Origin of the sequence: Paenibacillus spongiae (assembly GCF_024734895.1) — a bacterium.
Classification (GTDB): domain Bacteria; phylum Bacillota; class Bacilli; order Paenibacillales; family Paenibacillaceae; genus Paenibacillus_Z; species Paenibacillus_Z spongiae.
In genome coordinates this window covers 1968077-1987986 of sequence record NZ_CP091430.1, presented here as the reverse complement: position 1 = coordinate 1987986, position 19910 = coordinate 1968077, and the positions used below count along the sequence as shown (strand labels likewise).

19 protein-coding genes, 1 other RNA gene and 1 pseudogene are annotated in these 19910 nt (G+C 53.3%); 7 read left to right on the top strand and 14 right to left on the bottom strand.

Annotation, left to right across the window (positions count from 1 at the left end; all coding sequences use genetic code 11):
- Nucleotides 1-32: 32 nt before the first annotated feature.
- The 3 genes from L1F29_RS09100 to L1F29_RS09090 all read right to left on the bottom strand — a co-directional run bounded on the left by L1F29_RS09100 (nt 33) and on the right by L1F29_RS09090 (nt 3614).
- Entirely contained in the window at nt 33-1880 is a 1848-nt protein-coding gene (locus tag L1F29_RS09100; RefSeq protein WP_258388006.1) for a peptidoglycan D,D-transpeptidase FtsI family protein, read from the bottom strand.
- A gap of 138 nt (nt 1881-2018) precedes the next feature.
- Nucleotides 2019-2942: a glutamate biosynthesis transcriptional regulator GltC gene (gltC, locus tag L1F29_RS09095; RefSeq protein ID WP_258388005.1), complete on the bottom strand. Its 924-nt coding sequence runs from the start codon at nt 2940-2942 to the stop codon at nt 2019-2021.
- Nucleotides 2943-3011: 69 nt separating this feature from the next.
- Nucleotides 3012-3614 carry a rhomboid family intramembrane serine protease gene (locus tag L1F29_RS09090; protein ID WP_258388004.1) on the bottom strand — a complete coding sequence of 201 codons (603 nt, stop codon included), beginning with the start codon at nt 3612-3614 and terminating at the stop codon, nt 3012-3014.
- 99 nt (nt 3615-3713) lie between these two features.
- Between L1F29_RS09090 and tpx the strand changes: the two genes are divergently transcribed.
- Entirely contained in the window at nt 3714-4232 is a 519-nt protein-coding gene (tpx, locus tag L1F29_RS09085) for a thiol peroxidase (RefSeq protein WP_258388003.1), read from the top strand.
- 84 nt (nt 4233-4316) lie between these two features.
- On the opposite strand, the gene L1F29_RS09080 is transcribed toward tpx, so the two are convergent.
- From L1F29_RS09080 to cshA, 4 genes are all read right to left on the bottom strand, one after another.
- Nucleotides 4317-4706, bottom strand: coding sequence for a DUF1499 domain-containing protein (locus L1F29_RS09080; protein WP_258388002.1), 390 nt, complete (start codon nt 4704-4706; stop codon nt 4317-4319).
- Between the two features lie 99 nt (nt 4707-4805).
- Nucleotides 4806-4989, bottom strand: a non-coding RNA gene (gene ssrS, locus L1F29_RS09075) — 6S RNA.
- A gap of 52 nt (nt 4990-5041) precedes the next feature.
- Entirely contained in the window at nt 5042-5857 is an 816-nt protein-coding gene (locus tag L1F29_RS09070) for a YesL family protein (RefSeq protein WP_258388001.1), read from the bottom strand.
- A gap of 229 nt (nt 5858-6086) precedes the next feature.
- Nucleotides 6087-7673, bottom strand: a complete 1587-nt coding sequence (gene cshA, locus L1F29_RS09065) for a degradosome RNA helicase CshA (protein ID WP_258388000.1) — start codon at nt 7671-7673, stop codon at nt 6087-6089.
- 188 nt (nt 7674-7861) lie between these two features.
- Between cshA and L1F29_RS09060 the strand changes: the two genes are divergently transcribed.
- The 3 genes from L1F29_RS09060 to L1F29_RS09050 all read left to right on the top strand — a co-directional run bounded on the left by L1F29_RS09060 (nt 7862) and on the right by L1F29_RS09050 (nt 10410).
- Nucleotides 7862-8686, top strand: coding sequence for a YitT family protein (locus tag L1F29_RS09060; protein WP_258387999.1), 825 nt, complete (start codon nt 7862-7864; stop codon nt 8684-8686).
- 176 nt (nt 8687-8862) lie between these two features.
- Nucleotides 8863-9057 carry a hypothetical protein gene (locus L1F29_RS09055; protein ID WP_258387998.1) on the top strand — a complete coding sequence of 65 codons (195 nt, stop codon included), beginning with the start codon at nt 8863-8865 and terminating at the stop codon, nt 9055-9057.
- 165 nt (nt 9058-9222) lie between these two features.
- Nucleotides 9223-10410, top strand: coding sequence for a putative glycoside hydrolase (locus L1F29_RS09050; RefSeq protein WP_258387997.1), 1188 nt, complete (start codon nt 9223-9225; stop codon nt 10408-10410).
- A 265-nt stretch (nt 10411-10675) separates the two neighbouring features.
- On the opposite strand, the gene L1F29_RS09045 is transcribed toward L1F29_RS09050, so the two are convergent.
- From L1F29_RS09045 to L1F29_RS09030, 4 genes are read right to left on the bottom strand one after another with little or no spacing between them, the layout of a single operon-like run.
- Complete coding sequence (locus L1F29_RS09045) at nt 10676-10876, bottom strand: DUF3906 family protein (protein WP_258387996.1); 201 nt, start codon at nt 10874-10876, stop codon at nt 10676-10678.
- 28 nt (nt 10877-10904) lie between these two features.
- Nucleotides 10905-11873, bottom strand: coding sequence for a 6-phosphofructokinase (gene pfkA / locus L1F29_RS09040; protein ID WP_258387995.1), 969 nt, complete (start codon nt 11871-11873; stop codon nt 10905-10907).
- 36 nt (nt 11874-11909) lie between these two features.
- Nucleotides 11910-12989: a tetraprenyl-beta-curcumene synthase family protein gene (locus tag L1F29_RS09035; protein ID WP_258387994.1), complete on the bottom strand. Its 1080-nt coding sequence runs from the start codon at nt 12987-12989 to the stop codon at nt 11910-11912.
- A gap of 24 nt (nt 12990-13013) precedes the next feature.
- Complete coding sequence (locus tag L1F29_RS09030) at nt 13014-13328, bottom strand: hypothetical protein (RefSeq protein WP_258387993.1); 315 nt, start codon at nt 13326-13328, stop codon at nt 13014-13016.
- A 186-nt stretch (nt 13329-13514) separates the two neighbouring features.
- Here L1F29_RS09030 and L1F29_RS09025 point away from each other — a divergent pair, with 186 nt between their 5' ends.
- The 3 genes and pseudogenes from L1F29_RS09025 to L1F29_RS09015 form a co-directional block, all read left to right on the top strand.
- Complete coding sequence (locus tag L1F29_RS09025; RefSeq protein WP_258387992.1) at nt 13515-14843, top strand: multi antimicrobial extrusion protein MatE; 1329 nt, start codon at nt 13515-13517, stop codon at nt 14841-14843.
- Nucleotides 14844-14853: 10 nt separating this feature from the next.
- Nucleotides 14854-16038 carry an MFS transporter gene (locus tag L1F29_RS09020; RefSeq protein ID WP_258387991.1) on the top strand — a complete coding sequence of 395 codons (1185 nt, stop codon included), beginning with the start codon at nt 14854-14856 and terminating at the stop codon, nt 16036-16038.
- A 23-nt stretch (nt 16039-16061) separates the two neighbouring features.
- Nucleotides 16062-16230, top strand: a pseudogene (locus L1F29_RS09015) (nitroreductase family protein); the annotation flags it as partial.
- 99 nt (nt 16231-16329) lie between these two features.
- Here the strand turns inward: L1F29_RS09015 and L1F29_RS09010 are convergent.
- From L1F29_RS09010 to L1F29_RS09000, 3 genes are all read right to left on the bottom strand, one after another.
- Complete coding sequence (locus L1F29_RS09010; RefSeq protein WP_258387990.1) at nt 16330-17052, bottom strand: YebC/PmpR family DNA-binding transcriptional regulator; 723 nt, start codon at nt 17050-17052, stop codon at nt 16330-16332.
- A 152-nt stretch (nt 17053-17204) separates the two neighbouring features.
- Nucleotides 17205-18491, bottom strand: a complete 1287-nt coding sequence (locus L1F29_RS09005; protein ID WP_258387989.1) for a neutral/alkaline non-lysosomal ceramidase N-terminal domain-containing protein — start codon at nt 18489-18491, stop codon at nt 17205-17207.
- A gap of 16 nt (nt 18492-18507) precedes the next feature.
- Entirely contained in the window at nt 18508-19854 is a 1347-nt protein-coding gene (locus tag L1F29_RS09000) for a DegT/DnrJ/EryC1/StrS family aminotransferase (protein WP_258387988.1), read from the bottom strand.
- Nucleotides 19855-19910 lie beyond the last annotated feature (56 nt).

Genomic DNA, 19910 nt, shown 5'->3' with positions numbered 1-19910 from the left:
GGCATAGCTGATCTGCAGCAATTGCTGCTGCGTCACGGCATCTTCTTCGCTTCGTCAGAAGAAGCCTGCTCATGAATAGCCAGTATATTCATGATGCCGCCAAAAAGCTGCGTCGCCTTATTGATTGTACCCGGACTCCGATTCATGGCAAGCACGGCCACAGCGTAGCGAGGAGCGGACACCGGACCATAGCCGACAAACCAATGATGATTACGGGGCTCGCCGTCTCTCAATGTCTCGGCCGTACCGGATTTGCCGGCAACGGTCCATAGGCCGTCCCGGAGCGAACGCCCCGTTCCCTCGGTTACCGCTGCTTGCATCCCATGCAGGAGTGCCTGGGCGGTGGCTGGAGCAATACGTCCATCTTCTGCTTCGGCATACTGCACGGGCAGCTTGGCCATAAGCTGTCCATTCGCATAGCGAAGCTCGCTCACGAGCCGCGGCTTCACGACATGTCCGTCATGCAGCAGCGTCACAACGAGATTGGCCGCCTGCAGAGGCGTAATCCGCACATCCCGCTGCCCGATGCCGGTCTGCGCAAGCTGGCCACCGTCATAGCTAACCGGCGGCTTCGCAAATAAACCGCCCGCTTCCTCTTCCGGCAGCAGCCGAAGCGGTTCTCCAAGCGGCTTGAAAGGATGTGCATCGTTCCAGCCGATACGTCTTTCCAGACCCAATCGTCTTGCCGTAACCGATAACTGCTCTGCGTTAAGCCGTTCCGCTACGGACGCAAAGGCAATGTTGCAGGATTGGGCCAGCGCCTCCCGCAGCGTAAGACGTCCATGGCCACCGCTCTTCCAGCAGTGCAGACCGTATTTCCCGTAATCTCCCGAGCATTCGAATACCTCTCTCTCCCGCGTCACCTTCGCTTCTAACGCCGCCGCTTCCGTAACAAGCTTAAATACCGATCCGGGCGTTGCGCCGCGAATGGCGCGGTTAGCCGCATCGGTTCCCTCCCGCCCAATCGAACCGGGCGCCAGCTGCGGACGGGACGCCATTGCGGCGATATCACCGTTCTCTGCATCCAGCACGACGACTGCGCCTTCGGCTAGACCGATGCGGTCGACATATTGTTCGATGGCACGCTGGATCTCCAGATCAATCGTCGTCACGACCTTGATCGGATAATACGGGTTATCCGATCCCGTCAGCCGCATATCCAAGCCGTTCAGAGGCTTGTCCGCACCATCCGTGAAATACGATACGCTCGTCGGGCCGCTCCCCCTCAGCAGCCGGTCCAAAGACCGCTCCAATCCGGCGCCGCCGATCTGGTCGCTAAGCTTCATACTCTTCTTTAATAATTCGGAGGCATAGCTTTTATTAAGAAGCTCGGGGTGCTGACTAATGTAACCGATGGCATGTTTGGCTACCGATGAGACGGGATACCGGTTCCGATAAGGCAGTACGCGCACTCCGTTCACCCGCAGCCCCTGGATCACCGCGAGCTGGGCTTGCGAGAGCCGCAGCGGTACTTTCTCGCCCTTCTTCGACCAGAAGGCCGGTTCCCTCAATCCGTTCATCCAATTCGACAAGGCAGCTTGATCGACGCCCAGCACGCCGGCCAGCCTCTCCTGATCCAAAGCGGTCCCCCGGGCCTGTGCTTTCAGCGGGAATACCGCCAGCGCCTTATAGGTCTCGCCGGTTAATGCCCGTCCATTCCGGTCGAAGAAATCGCCCCGGCCCGAATCCAGCACTAGCGAGCGCTCCCGCTGCAGAACCGACTCTTTCTTCAGATTAGTACGGCCGCTGGCCGCCGGTGCCGCCGGCATCGCTTGCAGCCATGCGAGGCGCAGCAGGAAGCACAGCATGATCGCGCTCATCACCAGCAGTATGCCGAACACGCGGCGGTTCAGTCTCCGCCGCCGATCTTCTCCTGTCATAAACGTCCCTCCGGTAAAACAATCCGTTTCCTTCCATTATCGCCCACCCGCCGCCAATTCATCCGATGCCAGTCTTGACTCCAGCCGCAAAAAAAACCAAGCGAATCGGATTCGCTTGGTTTCTAATCTATTCAAAGACTACAGCTTGCGTATCAGATCTTTCTTCAGCAGCATCTTGCTTTCGAAAAACTCCAGCAGAAACCGCTGAAACACTCTGGCAACGAGCGGCAGCTTCTCATTGGAACGGTAGATCAGCCCGATGGTTCGCGTCACATGAGGCGACCGCACCCTAACCTTCGCCGGCTGCAGAGGCCCTGTCGGATATAACGCCATCTCAGGCAGCAGGCTTACGCCCATCCCGGCTGCCACCAGGCCGCGGATCGTCTCGGTCTCTTCCCCTTCAAAGCCGATGCTCGGCGTGAAGCCGGCCTTCTTGCATGCATCCCACACGATCGGACGAAGCGAATACCCTTCGCTGAACAATACGAAGGTTTCATCCTTCAACTGCGCCAGCTCGATCGATTCTTCACCCGCAAGGGGATGATTCGGAGGCAGGATCGCATAGAGCTCCTCCGTCAGTATCGTTTGTCCTGTCACATGCTCATGCTCCTCCGGGCATGGGGAGACGAACGAGAGGTCCACCTCGCCTCTCATGACATCCCGGATCAAGGAAGGATACATCCCTTGCTTGAAGCGGAATTTCACATTCGGATGCTTCTTCCGGAATTCGGAGACAACCTCCGGAATGAGCGATATCCCCAGACTGTGCGGAAACCCGAGCCTGATTTCGCCCTTCTCGGGATCGAGGAATTCATGCACCTCCATGACAGCTCGCTCAAGGTCGGTTAAGATAACCTCCGCACGCTTCATAAACAGCTGTCCCACCGGGGTCAGCTGCAGGTTCCTCCCTTTTTGCAGGAACAGCTTGGCCCCCAGCTCCTCCTCCAGCTGGTGGATTTGCCGGCTCACCGCGGATTGCGCCACGTGCAGCTCCTCCGCCGCCTGCGTTACATGCTCTTTCTTGGCCACCTTCACAAAATAATACAACTGCCGAAGCTCCATGACCGTCCCCTCTTCTCTTCATACAAACCAAAAGCGCGCTATTCCACGCGCCATACAACTCACCGGCTGCTATCGTCTTGCGCTTAAAGAGCGATCATAAATGAGCGCAAATACGAAACCTGCAATACCGCCGCCCACATGAGCCCATAAATCCACGTTGGCTGCAACTAACGAATAAATAACCCCGAACACCAGTATCGTGTAGACCGTTTTCCGCGAGGCCTCATCCAAGGTTTTCTTCATCGTCGCCAAGTACAGATAAGCACCGTAGACGCCGTAAATCGCCCCCGATGCCCCTACGCTGGCCGAAACGCCCGTCTCGACCACGGCGCTTAGCGCATTCCCTCCAATACCGCACAGCAGGAAGAACAACGCGTACCGCCCAGACTTCAGCATTCGCTCTAACGGAGGCGCAAATACAAGAATGGCAAACATGTTAAAGAACAGATGCTCGTACCCGCCATGCAGGAAAATGGATGTCACATACCGCCACGGCTCATTAAGCCCATAAGGGTCGAACGGGCTTTCAATAAACATGCCGCGGGCAAGCAGCTCACCTCCGGCAACCCATTTATCATAGAAGAATACGATCAGGTTGATGGCGATAATGGCGGATGTCACCGGGAACATGCGCAAATAACCGCGGAAGCTTTCGTATCTTAAAAAAATCATCATTTCGCCTCTTTCATTGAAGTTGGACAAGCGTATTTCATTACGATTATAATAAACATGGTATCAACTATTCAATTTGAAGGAGGCTGTTTGTACAAAATGGCACAACAACGTACGGGCGTAGCTACGCTCAAAGGTAACCCAATCACGCTGAACGGACCGGAGCTCAAACAAGGTGATCAAGCACCGGATTTTCAATTAAACAAGTCGCTTGTCGATACCGTCTCGCTGAAGGATTATGCAGGCAAAGTCAAATTGATTAGTGTTGTACCTTCCATCGATACTGGCGTATGCGATGCGCAAACCCGCCGTTTCAATGAAGAAGCCGGCAAGCTGGGCGACAATGTCGTCATCCTGACGGTAAGCGCCGACCTTCCATTCGCACAAGCCCGCTGGTGCGGCGCCGCAGGCGTGGATAAAGTCGTGATGCTCTCCGACTACAAGGACAATAATTTCGGCCAAGCTTATGGCGTTCTTATTGATGAGCTTAAGCTGGATATGCGCGCTATCTTCGTGATCGACGCGAATGACACGATTCAATACGTTCAGGTTCTTGGCGAAATGACCGAGCACCCGAACTATGAAGACGCTCTTGCCGCGGTTAAAGCACTCGCATAAGATTACATACGTACCGGCAAGCGTTTGGTAACACACAAAAAGAAAAAGCGCGGTGGGGCATACCCTCCTCGCTTTTTCTTTCATCTACGGTCCGCTTGTCTTGTAGGCTGCCAGTTTCTTGTCCAACGTCCGATACAGGTCGATGATGACGCGGTAGTTCGAACCAAGGTCTCCGAAGGATCCTCGTGAAGCAGAATAAATATCAACAGCCGCGGTAACAGGAGTGACCGAGATGACGGATACGGTAATATCCATCGTCCTTCCGGTCATCGTCCGCTTCTCCAGCACGATCTCTCCAACCGACTCCACTTCGTGAAGCACTTTATAGCCTTGAATCTTCTTAAGGGTAGAAACGACTTCCTCCCATGCCCTGTCCTTGGACAGCTTATAATAATGGGATTTGAGCAACGGATCTTTCGCTTTATCGCCAGTCGATTCATGACTGCGCAGCAACCCAATCAGGGTTCGCTTCAAAGGTGATCTCCCCCTCCGACGTCTATGTAAGCTAACTATAATGATAGCATAGGTATGACCATAAAAAAAAGGGGGCTAGCCCCCTTGATCATGCTTAAGTAGAAACCCGCCATGCCGTCCGACTGCCTTGTTTCTGAACCCGCTCTCGCAGGTGGGTGTCCGCAGAAACGGTTTTGAGATCCCTGACTTAAGGGCATGTCAGCCGCGTTCCGATGTTGGTCTCCCGTGAAACAGCCATTGGTTCAAAACAACGTATGCGCCGTAACGTACATCGCAGGATGTACTGCTATTATAGACTGAATTGATGAAAAAGTAAACGAAAGCGAAGCAGCAATTTACTTCCGGACGTTGCTTTCCTTGTCTGCTTCCAGCTTCTCGATGCCGACAGCATCCTCACTCGCGCGCTGTGCCGCTTCCTCGGCTTCGGCCTCCGCGGCCGCAGCGGCATTCTTCTCGGCTTGCATCTGCAGCTTCGTATAGATCCCGTAGAAGTTCCAGAATGCGATCGCAGCTACGATGCTGCCCGTAAAGAAGGGAATAAGAAACATCAATTTCGGGCTGCTTACGCTAATATAAATGACGATGCCGCTCATGATCGCCGTGGACATGGAGCGAATCGGCCGGCCAATCGTAAGGAGAACCGAATTTTTGAGCAATTGGAACGTCTTCATATGGTAGTGAACAACCATCGAGAAGAAATTAAACAGCGAAACAGCCAGAAGGACCATCAGTGCGATGAACAGATACGAAACAAGCTTAAGCGTTGTTAGCTCTTTGACATACACTTGAAAGTCCACGATCATGATTGCAAACAAGAGAACGTATAGGATTCCGCCGATCATGCTTTGCAAATAGCTCTCTTTGTAATTGCGGAAGAACGTGCGCAACAGCGGCGCGTCCACCTCGCCCATCACCCATTTGCGCGCAACGGCAAACATGGCGGAAGTTGCAGGAAACAGCGTGAACGGCGCAACGATACTGGACAGAATAATGCCGCTTAAAAACTGATCCGTCGTCTGAGCCATCAGCGTTGGCAGAAGCAAAAAGATATACGGAATCGAACAAATAATCCAAAGTAAGTTCGTTACCGAGAGCCGCATAATCCATTCGGATATTTTATACAGCCCGCCCATTAAACCTCTCATTTCCATAGTGCCTGATCCTCCTAAGCTTTGACTCCATTCATCAATTCCGCAAGCGATTTCACAAACCTGCTTATCGCTCTTATTGTTCTACTATAATATAGCTTGTCCCTTTATGCCAGCGTACTTTTCTTAGAAACCGCATCGCGGGTTCCAAGAGCACGATAACTCTAATTCAGAAAAAAACCGGGGCATCCATTCCGATCGCTCGGCAGCACGGATAACCCCGGTCCCCTAATTATGAGTTGACAAAATCATCGGAGGATGGACGCGGACGGCGAGTGTTGTCGCTGCGGCCCTCTCCTTTTCCCTTGTACTGGCTGTCACGGTCGCGGTTGTACCCGCCGCCGCTGCCATAGCTGCTGCTGCTGCGTCCGCTTCCGTATCCGCCGCGGCTGTCAGAACGTCCGCGCGAACCTCCGCTTCCGCCGCTGCGGTTGCCGCCGAACGAGCTGCTGGAGAATCTCCGTCCGTTCGAACGGACATCCGGTCTGCGTTTCTTCGCACGAATCGGATCCTCCGGCGTCAGTTCGATACTGACGTCCTTCTTCTCGCCGGTGAGCAGCTTGATCGCAGCTGCAAGCAGGTTAACGGAATCGTACTGCTCCAGCATTTGGATCGCAATGCCTTTGTATTCGTTAATGGAATCTTCCGAAACGAGTTCCAGAATCCGCTCCGCCGTCATACGCTGTTTGCCTTCGATTGCCTCGGCCATGCTTGGAAGAGGCTTCTTCGGAATGCGATGACGCGTCACTTTCTCAATGAAATGCAGGTGGTCCAGTTCGCGTGGGGTAACAAACGACCATGCCGTTCCTTCTTTGCCCGCACGGCCTGTACGACCGATACGGTGAACGTAGCTCTCCGGATCTTGCGGGAGGTCGAAGTTAATGACATGCGATACGCCTGATACGTCGAGCCCGCGTGCCGCAACGTCGGTAGCAACCAGCACGTCGATGCTGCCGTCGCGGAACTTGCGCATAACCGCGTCGCGCTGGTTCTGGGACAAGTCGCCATGCAGGCCGTCAGCCGTGTATCCGCGCTTCTGGAGCGCTTCGCTAAGCTCGTCTACCCGGCGTTTGGTACGGCCGAAGATAATGGCAAGCTCTGGCGATTCCATATCAAGTAGACGGCTAAGCGCATCGAACTTCTGGCGTTCGTGAACTTCGATGTACGCTTGGTCAATCAGCGGTACGCTAACCTGCTTGGGAATAACGGAGACATGTTCCGGATTCTTGAGGAACTGCTGCGCCAGCTTCTGAATGTTCGGAGGCATTGTAGCCGAGAACAGCATCGTTTGGCGATTCTCCGGAATAAGTGACAAGATGGAAGTGATGTCCTCCATAAAGCCCATGTCCAGCATTTCGTCCGCTTCATCGAGAACGACCGTTTGGACATCGTCTAGACGGATGGTCTTGCGGTTGATATGGTCAAGCATGCGACCCGGTGTACCGATGATGATTTGGGGTCTTTTCTTCAAGGCCCGAATTTGGCGGCCGATTTCTTGTCCGCCATAGATGGCCAGCGAACGCAGTCCTTTAAAGCGGGTCAGCTTCCCGATTTCTTCCGATACCTGGATGGCAAGTTCGCGGGTCGGTGTCATAATCAAAGCAACGATCCGGTCTTCACTAGTCGGGATTTTGTTAATCAACGGAATGCCGAAGGCAGCCGTCTTGCCCGTTCCCGTCTGAGCTTGACCGATCAAATCGCTGCCGGTGAGCGCAATTGGAATGGACTTCGATTGGATTGGGGTCGATTCTTCGAACCCGAGTTCCGTGATGGCTTGCAAAACTTTTGGTTCCAAGCCGAATTCAGCAAATGTTTTCAAACTTCTTCATACTCCTTTAATCTGCATCCTACAGAAAATATACAGTTCATTATAGCACAATAACCTTTGTGAATACCAGTGAACGGAAAGAACGCATAATAATAGTGTGCGCCTCCGCCTGCCAGTCCAATCCCTAAGGAAGCGTTACGCTCGTGATTACATTTCATTCCCAGAGGTGACGATTTCTGTTGAAAACGACCCGGACCGCACTCGTCATAACGATTAGCGCAGCGCTGATCGCCTTCGGCTTCAATCAGCTCATCATCCCCCACCAGATGATAAGCGGCGGAATTTCCGGCATCACTATGATTGCCTCATATGCGACCGGATTAAACATTGCCTGGCTTTTTTTCGTGCTGAATGTCCCGATTCTTGTGTGGGGATGGATGGTTCTCGGCACCCGTTTCATCGGCTGGAGCGTCGTATCGGTCGTCATGACCACGGTTGCCTTAAAGATTATTCCCGTGTATCCGGTTGTAACGAATCCGATTCTGGGAGCGGTATTCGGCGGTGTGATTGTTGGCATTGGAAGCGGTCTGTCGCTTCGCGAAGGCGGGTCAACGGGCGGATTCGATATTATTGCATCCATCCTATCCCGCAAGAGGGACATCTCGGTTGGCATGCTGCTCTTCTTTCTCAATGCGGCCATTATCGCCGCGCTGGGCATGATGAACCAGAATTGGGATATCGCCCTGTTCTCTCTTCTCTCCATCTTCACGACAGGCAAGGTGATCGATGTCGTTCATATCCGGCATGTGAAGATTACGGCTTTCATCGTTACGAACGATCCCGATGCGCTTCTTTCGGCCCTGCTTACCATGCAGCGCGGCGTGACCGTCATTCGTACGAGGGGCGGATATACGCAAACCGAACGCGATATGCTGATGACCGTAACGACGCGATATGAGCTTGCGGAGCTCCGGAACCGGATCGCCAAGGCCGATCCCCGCGCTTTCGTCAATTTCGTGGAAACCGTCGGGGTCATGGGAGACTTCCGCAAATCCGATCCGTAGCGGATTTGCGCTCTCATTCGTATGGATTCGAAATCCGGCCTGCCCCGTCATTCATGGAATTTATTGTATGACCCTAGGTTTTTCAATTCTCTACTGCTATAATGGAGTTATCCCGTAGTTCAAAGTTTCATGCCATACGTTTTTGCCCTCCATCATGAATGAAAGGGTGATGCTCCATGGATATGGAAACGGTAAAACTGTCGCGGATCGTCGAGAAACTAGTCCCGGAGCTGGTCCCCTTCCTCACGGAACGAGAGCTCAATTTAACGATTGTGCTCCGTGACGGAATGGCGCTGCTGGAGCCGGAAGACGCGATGGAGATTGTACATCACAGCATTTGCGAGTACCAAAGAGAAGTTATGCTGCAATAAGCATTTTTCGTAAAGCAGGGCGGGAACGGATTACGTTCCCGCTCTTTTTGTCATTCCGGTTCGAATGGCGTTCAGGCGTTTAATATCCTACAAAATACCTCTGTGCCACCTTCAAAAAGTGATTTATAATTTGGTTGAACGAAAGCTTGCGAGGAGAGAACTTAAATGGATGCCTTATTTTCCGTTATTATGCTGATGTATCAATTATTCACTGGAATCGGTACGGGAGAAGAGACCGCTTCTGTGAACAAACTGCTTGCTTCCCTTATCACGCCTGCGTCCGTACAGCAGCCGTCCGAAGGTCAAGGCAGCGGAGGAAGCCCGGGACAGAGCGGCAATGCCGGGTTGAAAGATCCTCAGCCGGACGCCCCGAAGATCAAGGGCATCTACTTAACCGCGCACAGTGCCGGCGGGTCAAGGCTGGAGACGCTGCTCAAGCTGCTGGACGACACGGCTTTGAACAGCATGGTAATCGATGTCAAGGACGATTTAGGCTATATTACATACCCGACAACGAATCCGGAGCTCCTGAAATACGGAGCGCCAAAGAAGTATATCCGCGACATAAACGCCTTGATGACCAAGCTGAAGGAGCATGAGGTGTACCCGATCGCCCGCGTCGTCGTCTTCAAGGACACCGTCCTCGCTCGCAGCCATCCGAACCTTTCGTTCCGGCACAAAGACGGCACCGTCTGGCAGAATGGCAAGAAGGACAGCTTCGTTAATCCCTATATGAAGGAAGTATGGGATTACAACATCGCGGTCGCCAAGGAGTCGGTAAAGCTCGGCTTCAAGGAAATCCAGTTCGATTATGTCCGGTTCCCAGAGGGCTTCGAGAACAAAGCCGATTCGCTTGTCTTCGACAAAACAAAGGAGAGCCGCGTAGATGCGGTAGCGGGCTTCGTCAAGTATGCGAAGGAACAGCTGGAGCCTCTCGGAGTAAGAGTATCCGTCGATATTTTCGGATACGCGGCATCCGTACCGGCTGCAGAAGGGATCGGGCAGGATTTCGTGAAGATTTCGAAGTACGTCGACGTCATCAGTCCGATGGTTTATCCGAGCCATTACAGTACAGGATGGTTTGGCGTGAAGGATCCGGATAAAGATCCATACGCGACCATTAAGGGCTCCATGATCGACACCCATAAGAAGCTGGATCCGATCGGGTCGTTCAAGCCGATTATTCGGCCGTGGATCCAAGATTTTACGGCCAGCTGGCTGGGCAAGGGCCGCTACGTCAAATACGGCAAAGCTGAAGTGGAAGCACAGATCAAGGCGCTGAAGGATACCGGCGTCGACGAATACTTGCTTTGGAATGCAGGGAACAAATATACGCCAGGCGTTATTTATTAATTATCATTCGGTTGTATAGCAAGAGCGCCCTGCCTTAAGGAACGGTCGATTCCGTTCCTTAAGGCAGGGCGCTTATATTTGTTCATATGATTGAATCAGATGAAAGGCACTAAGAGCGGAGCAGGAAGAAGGATTCTGGAGAAGCGTCAGCTGTCGCCTCTGTTCCCGGATTTCTACCTATAACAATGATATGATCCATGAAAATCCGGGAATAACAGCGATCGTAAGAGAACATTCTGCCTGCGCAGCGCAATTCGCCGAGCATTTACTGAGCAATCACATATCCGGAGCCGGCCTCCGTCCGCTTCTTCTCTACGATCGCAGCGGATCTGATTTCAGGCGACTTGATAAAGTGGCGCGCCACATGGCTGTCCACATATTCGAAGGCCATCTCATCGCTTGGCGCAAGCAGAATAAGGTAAGCGGTTTGGTCGGTTAATTCAAGTTCAATTTTGTATAGAAACATGATGGCTGCTCCTTCTACCTTATCCCTATTATTGCGATAAGCGGCTTGCCAGGTTATACAATTCCATGTTGAACGGTTTCTTCGTGTTGACCACTTGTTCGATATCCGTCACGACAAGCTCTCCCTTGACGATGCCGCATCCTTTGCCGGAATCGCCTTCCATGAGCTTGCGCACGGCGAAGTCGCCGAGCTGGCTTGCAAGGATACGGTCGTTATGGGTCGGGCATCCGCCGCGTTGAATATGGCCGAGCACCGTCACCCGCGCCTCGATGCCGTTGCGCTGCGTGATGCCTGCCGCGATTTCTTCGCCGCTTCCGGCGCCTTCCGCGACAATAATGATACTATGGCGTTTACCGCATTGGAAGTTCTCCTGCATCCTTCCCGAAACAAGATCCAGATCGAATCCTACCTCCGGAACGAGAATCGTCTCCGCGCCGCTTGCCAACCCGGCGTACAGCGCGATATCTCCGCAATGCCGGCCCATCACTTCGACGACCGATGAACGTTCATGAGAAGTCATCGTATCGCGCAGCTTATTGATGGCGTCAACGACAATGCTCACCGCGGTATCGAATCCGATCGTAAAGTCTGTAAACGGAATATCGTTATCGATCGTGCCCGGCAGACACATCGTCTTGATGCCCAGCTTGCTTAGTTTGTTGGCACCATGATAAGAACCGTCACCGCCGATCACGACCAGTCCGTCGATGCCGCGCTCGCGAAGCACGTCGGCACCCTTCTGCTGGCCTTCGGGTGTTAGAAACTCCTTGCAGCGGGCAGTCTGCAGAATCGTTCCTCCGCGCTGAATAATATCGCCCACACTGCGCAGATCCATCGGACGAAGGTCGTTGTTCAACAGCCCTTGATAACCGCGCTGCACGCCATAAACCTCAAGCCCGTGATACAATGCGCTTCTTACAACCGATCGAACGGCTGCGTTCATTCCTTGCGAGTCGCCGCCGCTTGTTAGAACAGCAATTGATTTAACAGCTGACATTACAATCCACTCCTTGACTAACGTATGTTATAGCTTCTATGTTTGTTGCATACGAATCCAGACGCTGTTTCCCCAGAAGAACAACCGGGTCAGCGGACTATTGCGCATCAGCCGTTTGGAGATGCGGCGGACATCGGATTGCTGCCGGACCTTCGGATCCGACAAATACAAGGCGAGCAGCCCTTCAATAATCATACGGTGAAAGCGCCACGCCGACAATCGCCGGACGTCTTCGCGCGCATTCTGGACAATTTCTCCAATTCGTTCGATAAGCGTAGCTTGGTCATCATAATAGTTACAGAAATTCAAATCGCCGCCGATCCGGTCTTCCTCCTGGTCGATCAAGTAATCGAGCATAATATGAAGACCGCATACATGAGGAAAATATGCATCGCGAATCAAACGCGCCTGGTCCTCCGATAGACGCTCGTCGGCAGCTGCCAGAAACAGCATAAACATGCCTAAAGTCGAGCCTGTCGCAGCGGCAAACTCATTCCATTGCAGATGTGCCCAGCGGGTCCGGTGCTTGTTCCACCATGCCATCAGCTGAGGCTCCCTCAGATCCTTCCGAATATGCTTGTACACCTGCAAATCGCTATATAGAGTCACCAGTTCCGCCACATGCGGCTGCGCATGCCGATAACCGGGCAGCTGCTTGACGCAGCTTTGGCAGGTGCGAACCAATTCGTGCAAATAGCCTCCGTCCAGCCGCTCCTCCCGGCAAGCATAGTAATCGCGGAGAGGCGCTTGCGGATCAATCGCATCCAGCATGGACTGATGAAGCAGACGAAAGTCATCCGGATCGAGCGAGGTGCTCCGGTCGCACAGATTATCCAAATAGTCGCTAATGGTCTGTAAGGCGACAATAAGAGGGATGAGGATATGCCGCTGGCCTAGATTGGCTGCGGCGTAGACCGCGCCACCCTCGCAATGAAACTGCTTGCCTGCCATGCTGGCAAGCGCCTGCCTGCGCAATTCCGGATCCGGAATGCTCTCCGCGAGGAAGCGGAGGCGGCTAAGCTCCGCCCGTACCTCCGGCAGCACATATTTGTATACCCGGTACATTAACTTCAGCGGCGACGTCGGCACGCGGCCGTTAGGAACCGAAAACCTCATGTGGCGCCCTCCTTGACCATTCCCTCAGGAATGGCGCCGCGGTTCAATCTCTTGATTGATGCGGTACCAAATATGCAAATCGTTGATCCTGCTTGCCAAGTCGGCAATGTCCCAATTCAACGCACAGGATGCCTCGAAATCAACCTCTTCGTACAGCAGCGCCTGTTTCTCGTTAATCTTTCGCTCAAACCGGATAACCTGGTCCGGTATCGTTCCTCGTATCGTTTCCCACTGTTCGACTATGGAAGCACGTTCTTCTTCGCTGTAACACGTCCATTCCGAAGCAAGCTTCGGGATCGGGATACCAAGCCGTTCATTATAAACGAATAAAGAATTCACGTTATAAACCTCCACAGATTAATGTACCATTTCGGAACGTACAAATCCAGTTCGAAAACATGTTCGCGCATCCCCGCAAGCCTGACAGCATCTCGGAAACTTTTATGAATCCTCTAAAAAGATCATCCTTACTCCGGGCTTTTCCATGCTATACTGATGTACATACTATTAAAGGAGTACTTTCGGATGATTCAACAGCCCAATACGGTGACGATGGGACGGCTGTGGTCGTTCTTTCTACCGCTTGGCATATCGGCGACGCTCGTTACGATCTCCCACGTCATTATTAACAGCACCCTGACCCGCGGAGACGATCCGGAGCGAATTATTGCCAGCTATGCGATTGCGATGAGTCTTCTCGTCATTACGGAGAAGCCCGCCGTTCTGCTCAGACAAACCTGCTCGGCCCTCGTCCGGGATAAACGCTCGTTTCGCGCCATGCTGCGGGTCGGACAGCTCGTGTTCACCGCGATCATGGCGCTCGGCTTGCTCATTTGCTACACTCCGCTTGGCGAGTGGATCTTCGCCGGGCCATTCGGCGTAAGCAGCCAGCTTGTACCGGATGTGATCGATGTTTATCAAGTCCTGATGTTCGTCAGTCTCTTCTCCGGCATCCGCTGTCTTTACCAAGGCGTCATTATTTATAATTTGCGGACCAAGTGGCTTACGATCGGCATGGCCGTAAGGCTTGTCGGGATGTATCTGCTCTCTCGCTATTTCATTCATACGGGAGTCGAGAGCGGCACGGTGGGTGCGATTATCTTTCTGCTGGGCATGATTATTGAGGCGGCGATCAGTTACACGGAAGGCCGGCTGCTCGTAAAGCGGATGCCTGAGAAGGAGCCTGCCCACACGATCGACTCGGGGCGGCAAGTCTTTTCCTTCTATCGTCCGATGCTGCTGTCGACGCTTATTGCCGTCTGGATCGGTCCTTCCATTAATGCGCTGCTGGGCAAAACGACCGATGCTTATCTCTCTGTAGCATCCTATGCGTTAGCAGCCAGTCTTGTTGGGCTGGTGGTCAGCTTCTTCAGTTATTTTCATCAAATTGTGCTCAATTTCTATAAGATTGACCGCAACGCCGTCAAACGTTTCACGCTTGCGTTCGGCTTCATACCGGCTCTTCTTATCGCCCTGCTCGCCTTCACTCCGATCGGCGACCTTATACTCGAACACATTATGGGTGTGCAAGGCCGCTTGAAAGCTGAGAGCTTAAATGCGCTGCGGGCTTTCTTCTTGTTTGCCCTTGCGGCCCCCTGGCTCGATGCCTTCAACGGCATCATTATGGTGCGGGGACATACGCGCGTAATGCTAGGCTCGCAAAGCGCCAACCTCATTTTCACAGTTGCGACGATGCTGCTGCTTGTGTTCCTCTCACCAGGGTGGAACGGCGCGATCGGCGCTTGGGCGCAATCGATCGGCGTAGCTGCTGAATGCGCGTTCGTTGCCTTCGCCATCAAGCGAGGCAGCCGTATTAACCGGGCAATCGCCGGAAAAGTAACGGATATGGAGTGATTACATCAGCATGGGAGCTTCATCTACGGCCAACAACACTGCCTCATCAGCCGCCGGGAAAGAAACGGCAATATTGCGAACGTTTACCTTCAGCTCCTACATGACGCTTGCCGTGGTCGTTTCGTATTTCCCGCTCTACTTTCTCGACCAGGGCTATAGCGAATCGCAGATCGGCATCCTGTATTCCACCGGACCTTTCATCTCGATCTTCGCTAATCTGATACTCGGTATCGCCAGCGATAAGTACCGCACGATCAAAAAAATCATGATCCTGCTGCTGTTCGGTCAGCTCGTCATGGTGTCGTTTCTCTTTACGACGGATTCGTTTATTATGGTTTGCATCATCATGACCGCGTTTTACTTTTTCCAGCAGCCGATGAACCCGTTAAACGACAGCCTCATTCTGCTGTCGACTCAGTACACGGGCACGCCATATGCGCTCGTGCGCATGTTCGGATCTCTCGGGTTCGCCTCCGCCGCGTTCTTCTTCGGACAGCTTCTGAAGACTACCGGCTCATCGGCGACATTGATGATTTGCGTAGTGACGATTATAATAACGCTGCTGCTGTCCTTCAAGCTTAGGGATTACCAAGGCTCCCTGCGCAAAATGGAATTCGGCGGTTTCTTCAAGCTCATACGCAAGCCGCAAATCGTCACCTTCTTCGCCATCCTGCTCATCATTTCCATCGCCCATCGGATGTACGAGGGCTTCCTAGCCGTGACGCTTCGTCATATGGGAGCCAGCGATTCGCTCGTCGGCATTGCATGGCTGACGTCGGCTACAAGCGAAATCCCGATACTCTTCCTGCTGGGCAAATACGGTCATAAATTTAAAGAGCTGCCGCTGCTTGCGATCGCCAGCTTGATGTATGCCATCCGATTCTGGCTGATCAGTAACATTTCGTCCCCGATATGGGTGATCCCTGTTCAATTGATGCACAGCGTCACATTCGGCATTTATTTCACAACGGCGCTTCGGTATATTTCAAATGTCATTCCCGATGAATACCGCGCTTCCGGACAAGCCTTGTTTGCTATCGTCTGGACGGGATTCGCAGGAATCATCAGCGGTACGGTCGGCGGCAGCATCTATGAGCATTACGGCAGAGAGTCGTTCTTCCATCTGGCCATGGTACTGGCGATCATCGCTTCCGTCGGATTCTTGGCCAAGCATACGCTCAGCCGCTCCACCTGAAGAAACGCTATTGACCGTACGCAACATGCCCGATGACCGGTCCCGTTCTGTTCGCCGAGCCTCTATCTCGCGATGAGGAGCAGTTCGACGTCAATATGGTCAATGCGCTTGGACATCCCTGCGATACGCCTGGCAAGCTGTCCCGCAAAGAAAGCGGATGAGATCCTGACGATTATCGAGCAGCTTCAATAAGGATGAAAGCGCATTGTCCGGCTCTCATGAGTTCGGACCTTACGAACAAAGACACCCGTTACCGGGTGTCTTTGTTTGTTGTATCTCTATTAGGCCTTCTTACGCTTCGGCGATTTCGAAATTCACATAAACGTCCTGTACATCGTCATTGTCGTCGAATGCGTCCATCATCTTCATGAGCTTGTCCGCATTCTCTCCTTCGGATGTCACCGAAGTTTGCGGCAGCCACCGTACGCCCGCAGTCGTAAACTCGAAGCCTTCCTTCTCGAGCGCATTCTTAACCTGCTCGAACTCATGCGGATGGGTGATAATCTCGAAGCTGTCCTCATTGACAATGACATCTTCCGCTCCGGATTCCAGTGCCTGCATGATCATCGTATCTTCGTCGGTTTCGTTCTCCTCGCGATCGATTACGAGCAGACCCTTCTCGTCGAACATATAGGATACGCAGCCGCTCTCCCCCATGTTGCCGCCCCGCTTGTTGAATATCGAACGTACGTCCGCTGCCGTCCGGTTGCGATTATCCGTCAAGCATTTCACCATGATGGCCACGCCGCCAGGACCGTAGCCTTCGTACATAATTTCTTCATAATCCACATTATCCGCGCTTCCGGCCGCCTTCTTAATGGCACGCTCGATATTGTCGACTGGCATCTGCTCCGCCCGCGCGGCCGCAATGGCCGTCTTGAGCGCAAAGTTGGCTTCCGGATTCGTTCCGCCACGCTTCGCATGAACATAAATTTCACGGGCAAGCTTCACGAATTTATTATTTTTAGCCTGGTCGGCTTTGCCCTTGCGATCTTTAAATAACTTAAACTTCATCCTTGTATCGCTCCCCTGACAAGTCATTTGCAACTTACATTTTAACATTTTCTCCAAGGGGCGGTCAAAACCAAATAAGGATTGCCGACTACGCGGCAATCCCGTCACTATCGCATATTCCTCTGATTGGCAAACCCGGCTTCCTTATTCCGTCATGCCCGAACATGTCCGATCAAAATGTGCAGCGCTTCTTTTATGCGGGATTCGACATCGGATGCAAACGGTGCCGGATACCCGAAAACATAACCCGAGGTGACGCTTTCATAGCCGCCTTCCTCGATCTGAGCTGCTGTAGGAACATAGCCGATCATTCCATTGCTGTAACCAAGCGGCAGGATCCGTCCGTCAGCCTCACGCTTGATCCATACCCCGTATTCGACCACCATCTCCCCGTTCATTCCGATAAGAGCGAGGCCGTCGGCCAACTTCAGCAGCTGCATGCACAGAACGGAGCTGTCCTTCTGAGAAGACGAGCCGGTTTGCTGCATGGCTTTCCAGGCTTCCGCGACTTCACTTTCCTCCATTCCGTATTCCGCAAAGGGAAGCGGGCGGAAGGGAAGCTCCACCTGGGTTATCCAGCCCTCGATGCGAGCCGGTTCCAGGCGAGTCATCGGCTGGGTCAGAATACGGTTAACCGCCGCGGACAGTTGAGCTCCGGAATTGGCAATATCACCTTCGTCCCCTCGATAGAAGCTGCCCTCCTTATGCAGGGAAGGACGAATATCTCCGCAGCAGCCTTGAAGAAAGCAGCTTACCCCGTCGCCCCATTCCCGGTCCAGCAGCTCCATGGCCGCTCCGCAATATTCCGATGTAACCCAATTGGCGTTCGTTATGGTGGGATGGCAGGTAAAGTGGAACAGCAGGCCCTTCATTCTGCCATCTTCCGTTAAGCAGCGGATTACCGTTACTTCATTATCGTTGAGACCGTCTGGATTAGGCGCAAATTGGGCAGCTCCATTGACGATTCTGCGGCGGCTGATCCCGATCCCTTCGCAAATCACGCTTCCCTTCTCCATCGTGACGGCTTCTACGTTCAAGTGCGCATCGGCAATCGCTTGCTCCACCGCCCGCTCCAGATCGTTGAGGTAAGCCGGCGCCATTACGCCAACCAGCGGATTGAACTCGCTCGTCGTTTGAGGTCCGCCATGCGTATGGGATGCGTGAAAAAAGACATGCTCCGGGGAAATTCCCCACTTCGCTTGAATGCTTCGTTTTATCGCCTCAACATGCCCGGTGCCCCACCAGATCAAGTCTGCCTGTATTATGAGCGCTTGCCGGCGTTCTACAGCAGCATCTGAGTCCTGCTCAAACAGCCATACCCGCACATACAATGGTCTAGCTACCCCTTCATAAACATCCCTTCGTTCGGAAAATCCGGCAAGCGGAACCGGATAGGGAGGCGTAATATCCGCCTTGCCGGTTCCCAGCATCATCTTCATGGGATAGCCCCCTCCATTAGCGTCGGTCCGCAACGGGAGCCGATAGATTCCATTGTCCCATCCTGGCCGGATTTCCGGCATCCTGCGCTAGCAGCTCCTTATAATTCGCGGTCACCTTCCGAAACGCTCGTACATATTCATCGATGATGTCCGTTCTGTAATGCTTGAACCAGGGGATCGCGAATACGCGGACAATCACGTTCTCGGTCACATCCAAGCTCCCCGCTTCGAGCCGGACATCTCTTGCCGAGTTGGCGATACGCGTCGGCTGACCATGTCTATATATATCCGCTTCGTGGAAGACAGGGTGCAGATGAAGAGGGAGGTTGCATCCCGGATAGCAGCCGGCTGCCCCCTCTGCTTGGAGCGCTTCACAGAAACGCGTGATGGACAATCCCTCTAATTGTTCGCTAATGTAGAAGCCATGCGGACTGTACCAGCCTCCCATGGTGCAGCCTGAGCCGCCTGGCGGGCGATGTGCGCGAATGCCGGGAACGTCCTCTAATTGATCCCAAAAATAATTCATTGCCTTGTCGATCTCCGCAATGCGCCGTTCGTAATGCTTCAGCTGTACCCGTCCGACTGCGGAGCTGATCTGGTGCATTCTGTATTTATATCCGCCCAGCGGCAGTCCGGCCAAGGGCTTAAGCTCCGCCGAAACGATATTCGCTCCGAATCGTTCATAATGTCCGAAAGCAACGGCCCGTTCATAGATCGAACGATCTCCGGTGACCAGTATGCCCCCTTCGCCGATCGCGAATGATTTGCCGGTCATCAGCGACATCGCGCCGACATCGCCGATCGTCCCCAGCTTGCGTCCTTTATACAGGCCGCCCTGCGCGTGGGAGACGTCCTCGATCACTCTCAGGTTATGCCGCCGCGCGATCTCCATGATCCGGTCCATATCGGCCGGATAGCCGATGTAATGAACCACGATAATCGCTTTTGTCCGTTCCGTAATCCGATGCTCGATATCGGCGGGGTCGATATTCAATGTATCCGCTTCCACATCGGCAAATACCGGTGTGCCGCCAAGCGAGAATACCTGCAGTGCGGATGCCCAATAGGTCAGGCTGGGACAGATGATTTCATCCCCGACGCCGATTCCGCACCCGTACATAGCCGCATGGATCGCTGCCGTTCCCGTATTGAACGCAAGCGCATAATCCAGCTTCAGCCAGGCCGCAAATTCGTTCTCGAACTGTAAGGTAACGTCCGTGCCCGACATGCTGCCCTTGCGGAGCACGTCCAGCGCTGCCGCTTCATCATCCCCGGTAATGATCGGCCAGCGGAACATCTCCTGATCGTCGGTTTGGACGGCCGGCTCGCCTCCGAATAGAGCAAGCTTCTCATTCATGCTCATATCTGCATCTCCCTTATCATCCGATTCATTCGATATGTAGATTGTAAGAGATAGGC

Bases quoted from the DNA above. Each gene is read 5' to 3' on its own strand.
- L1F29_RS09005 (WP_258387989.1), bottom strand. From the start codon at position 18,491: ATGAAGATGATGCTGGGAACCGGCAAGGCGGATATTACGCCTCCCTAT.
- L1F29_RS09020 (WP_258387991.1), top strand. From the start codon at position 14,854: ATGGGAGCTTCATCTACGGCCAACAACACTGCCTCATCAGCCGCCGGG.
- pfkA (WP_258387995.1), bottom strand. From the start codon at position 11,873: ATGTCAGCTGTTAAATCAATTGCTGTTCTAACAAGCGGCGGCGACTCG.
- L1F29_RS09100 (WP_258388006.1), bottom strand. From the start codon at position 1,880: ATGACAGGAGAAGATCGGCGGCGGAGACTGAACCGCCGCGTGTTCGGC.
- L1F29_RS09010 (WP_258387990.1), bottom strand. From the start codon at position 17,052: ATGAAGTTTAAGTTATTTAAAGATCGCAAGGGCAAAGCCGACCAGGCT.
- tpx (WP_258388003.1), top strand. From the start codon at position 3,714: ATGGCACAACAACGTACGGGCGTAGCTACGCTCAAAGGTAACCCAATC.
- L1F29_RS09050 (WP_258387997.1), top strand. From the start codon at position 9,223: ATGGATGCCTTATTTTCCGTTATTATGCTGATGTATCAATTATTCACT.
- L1F29_RS09035 (WP_258387994.1), bottom strand. From the start codon at position 12,989: ATGAGGTTTTCGGTTCCTAACGGCCGCGTGCCGACGTCGCCGCTGAAG.
- L1F29_RS09055 (WP_258387998.1), top strand. From the start codon at position 8,863: ATGGATATGGAAACGGTAAAACTGTCGCGGATCGTCGAGAAACTAGTC.
- gltC (WP_258388005.1), bottom strand. From the start codon at position 2,942: ATGGAGCTTCGGCAGTTGTATTATTTTGTGAAGGTGGCCAAGAAAGAG.
- L1F29_RS09045 (WP_258387996.1), bottom strand. From the start codon at position 10,876: ATGTTTCTATACAAAATTGAACTTGAATTAACCGACCAAACCGCTTAC.
- L1F29_RS09070 (WP_258388001.1), bottom strand. From the start codon at position 5,857: ATGGAAATGAGAGGTTTAATGGGCGGGCTGTATAAAATATCCGAATGG.
- L1F29_RS09090 (WP_258388004.1), bottom strand. From the start codon at position 3,614: ATGATTTTTTTAAGATACGAAAGCTTCCGCGGTTATTTGCGCATGTTC.
- L1F29_RS09000 (WP_258387988.1), bottom strand. From the start codon at position 19,854: ATGAGCATGAATGAGAAGCTTGCTCTATTCGGAGGCGAGCCGGCCGTC.
- L1F29_RS09025 (WP_258387992.1), top strand. From the start codon at position 13,515: ATGATTCAACAGCCCAATACGGTGACGATGGGACGGCTGTGGTCGTTC.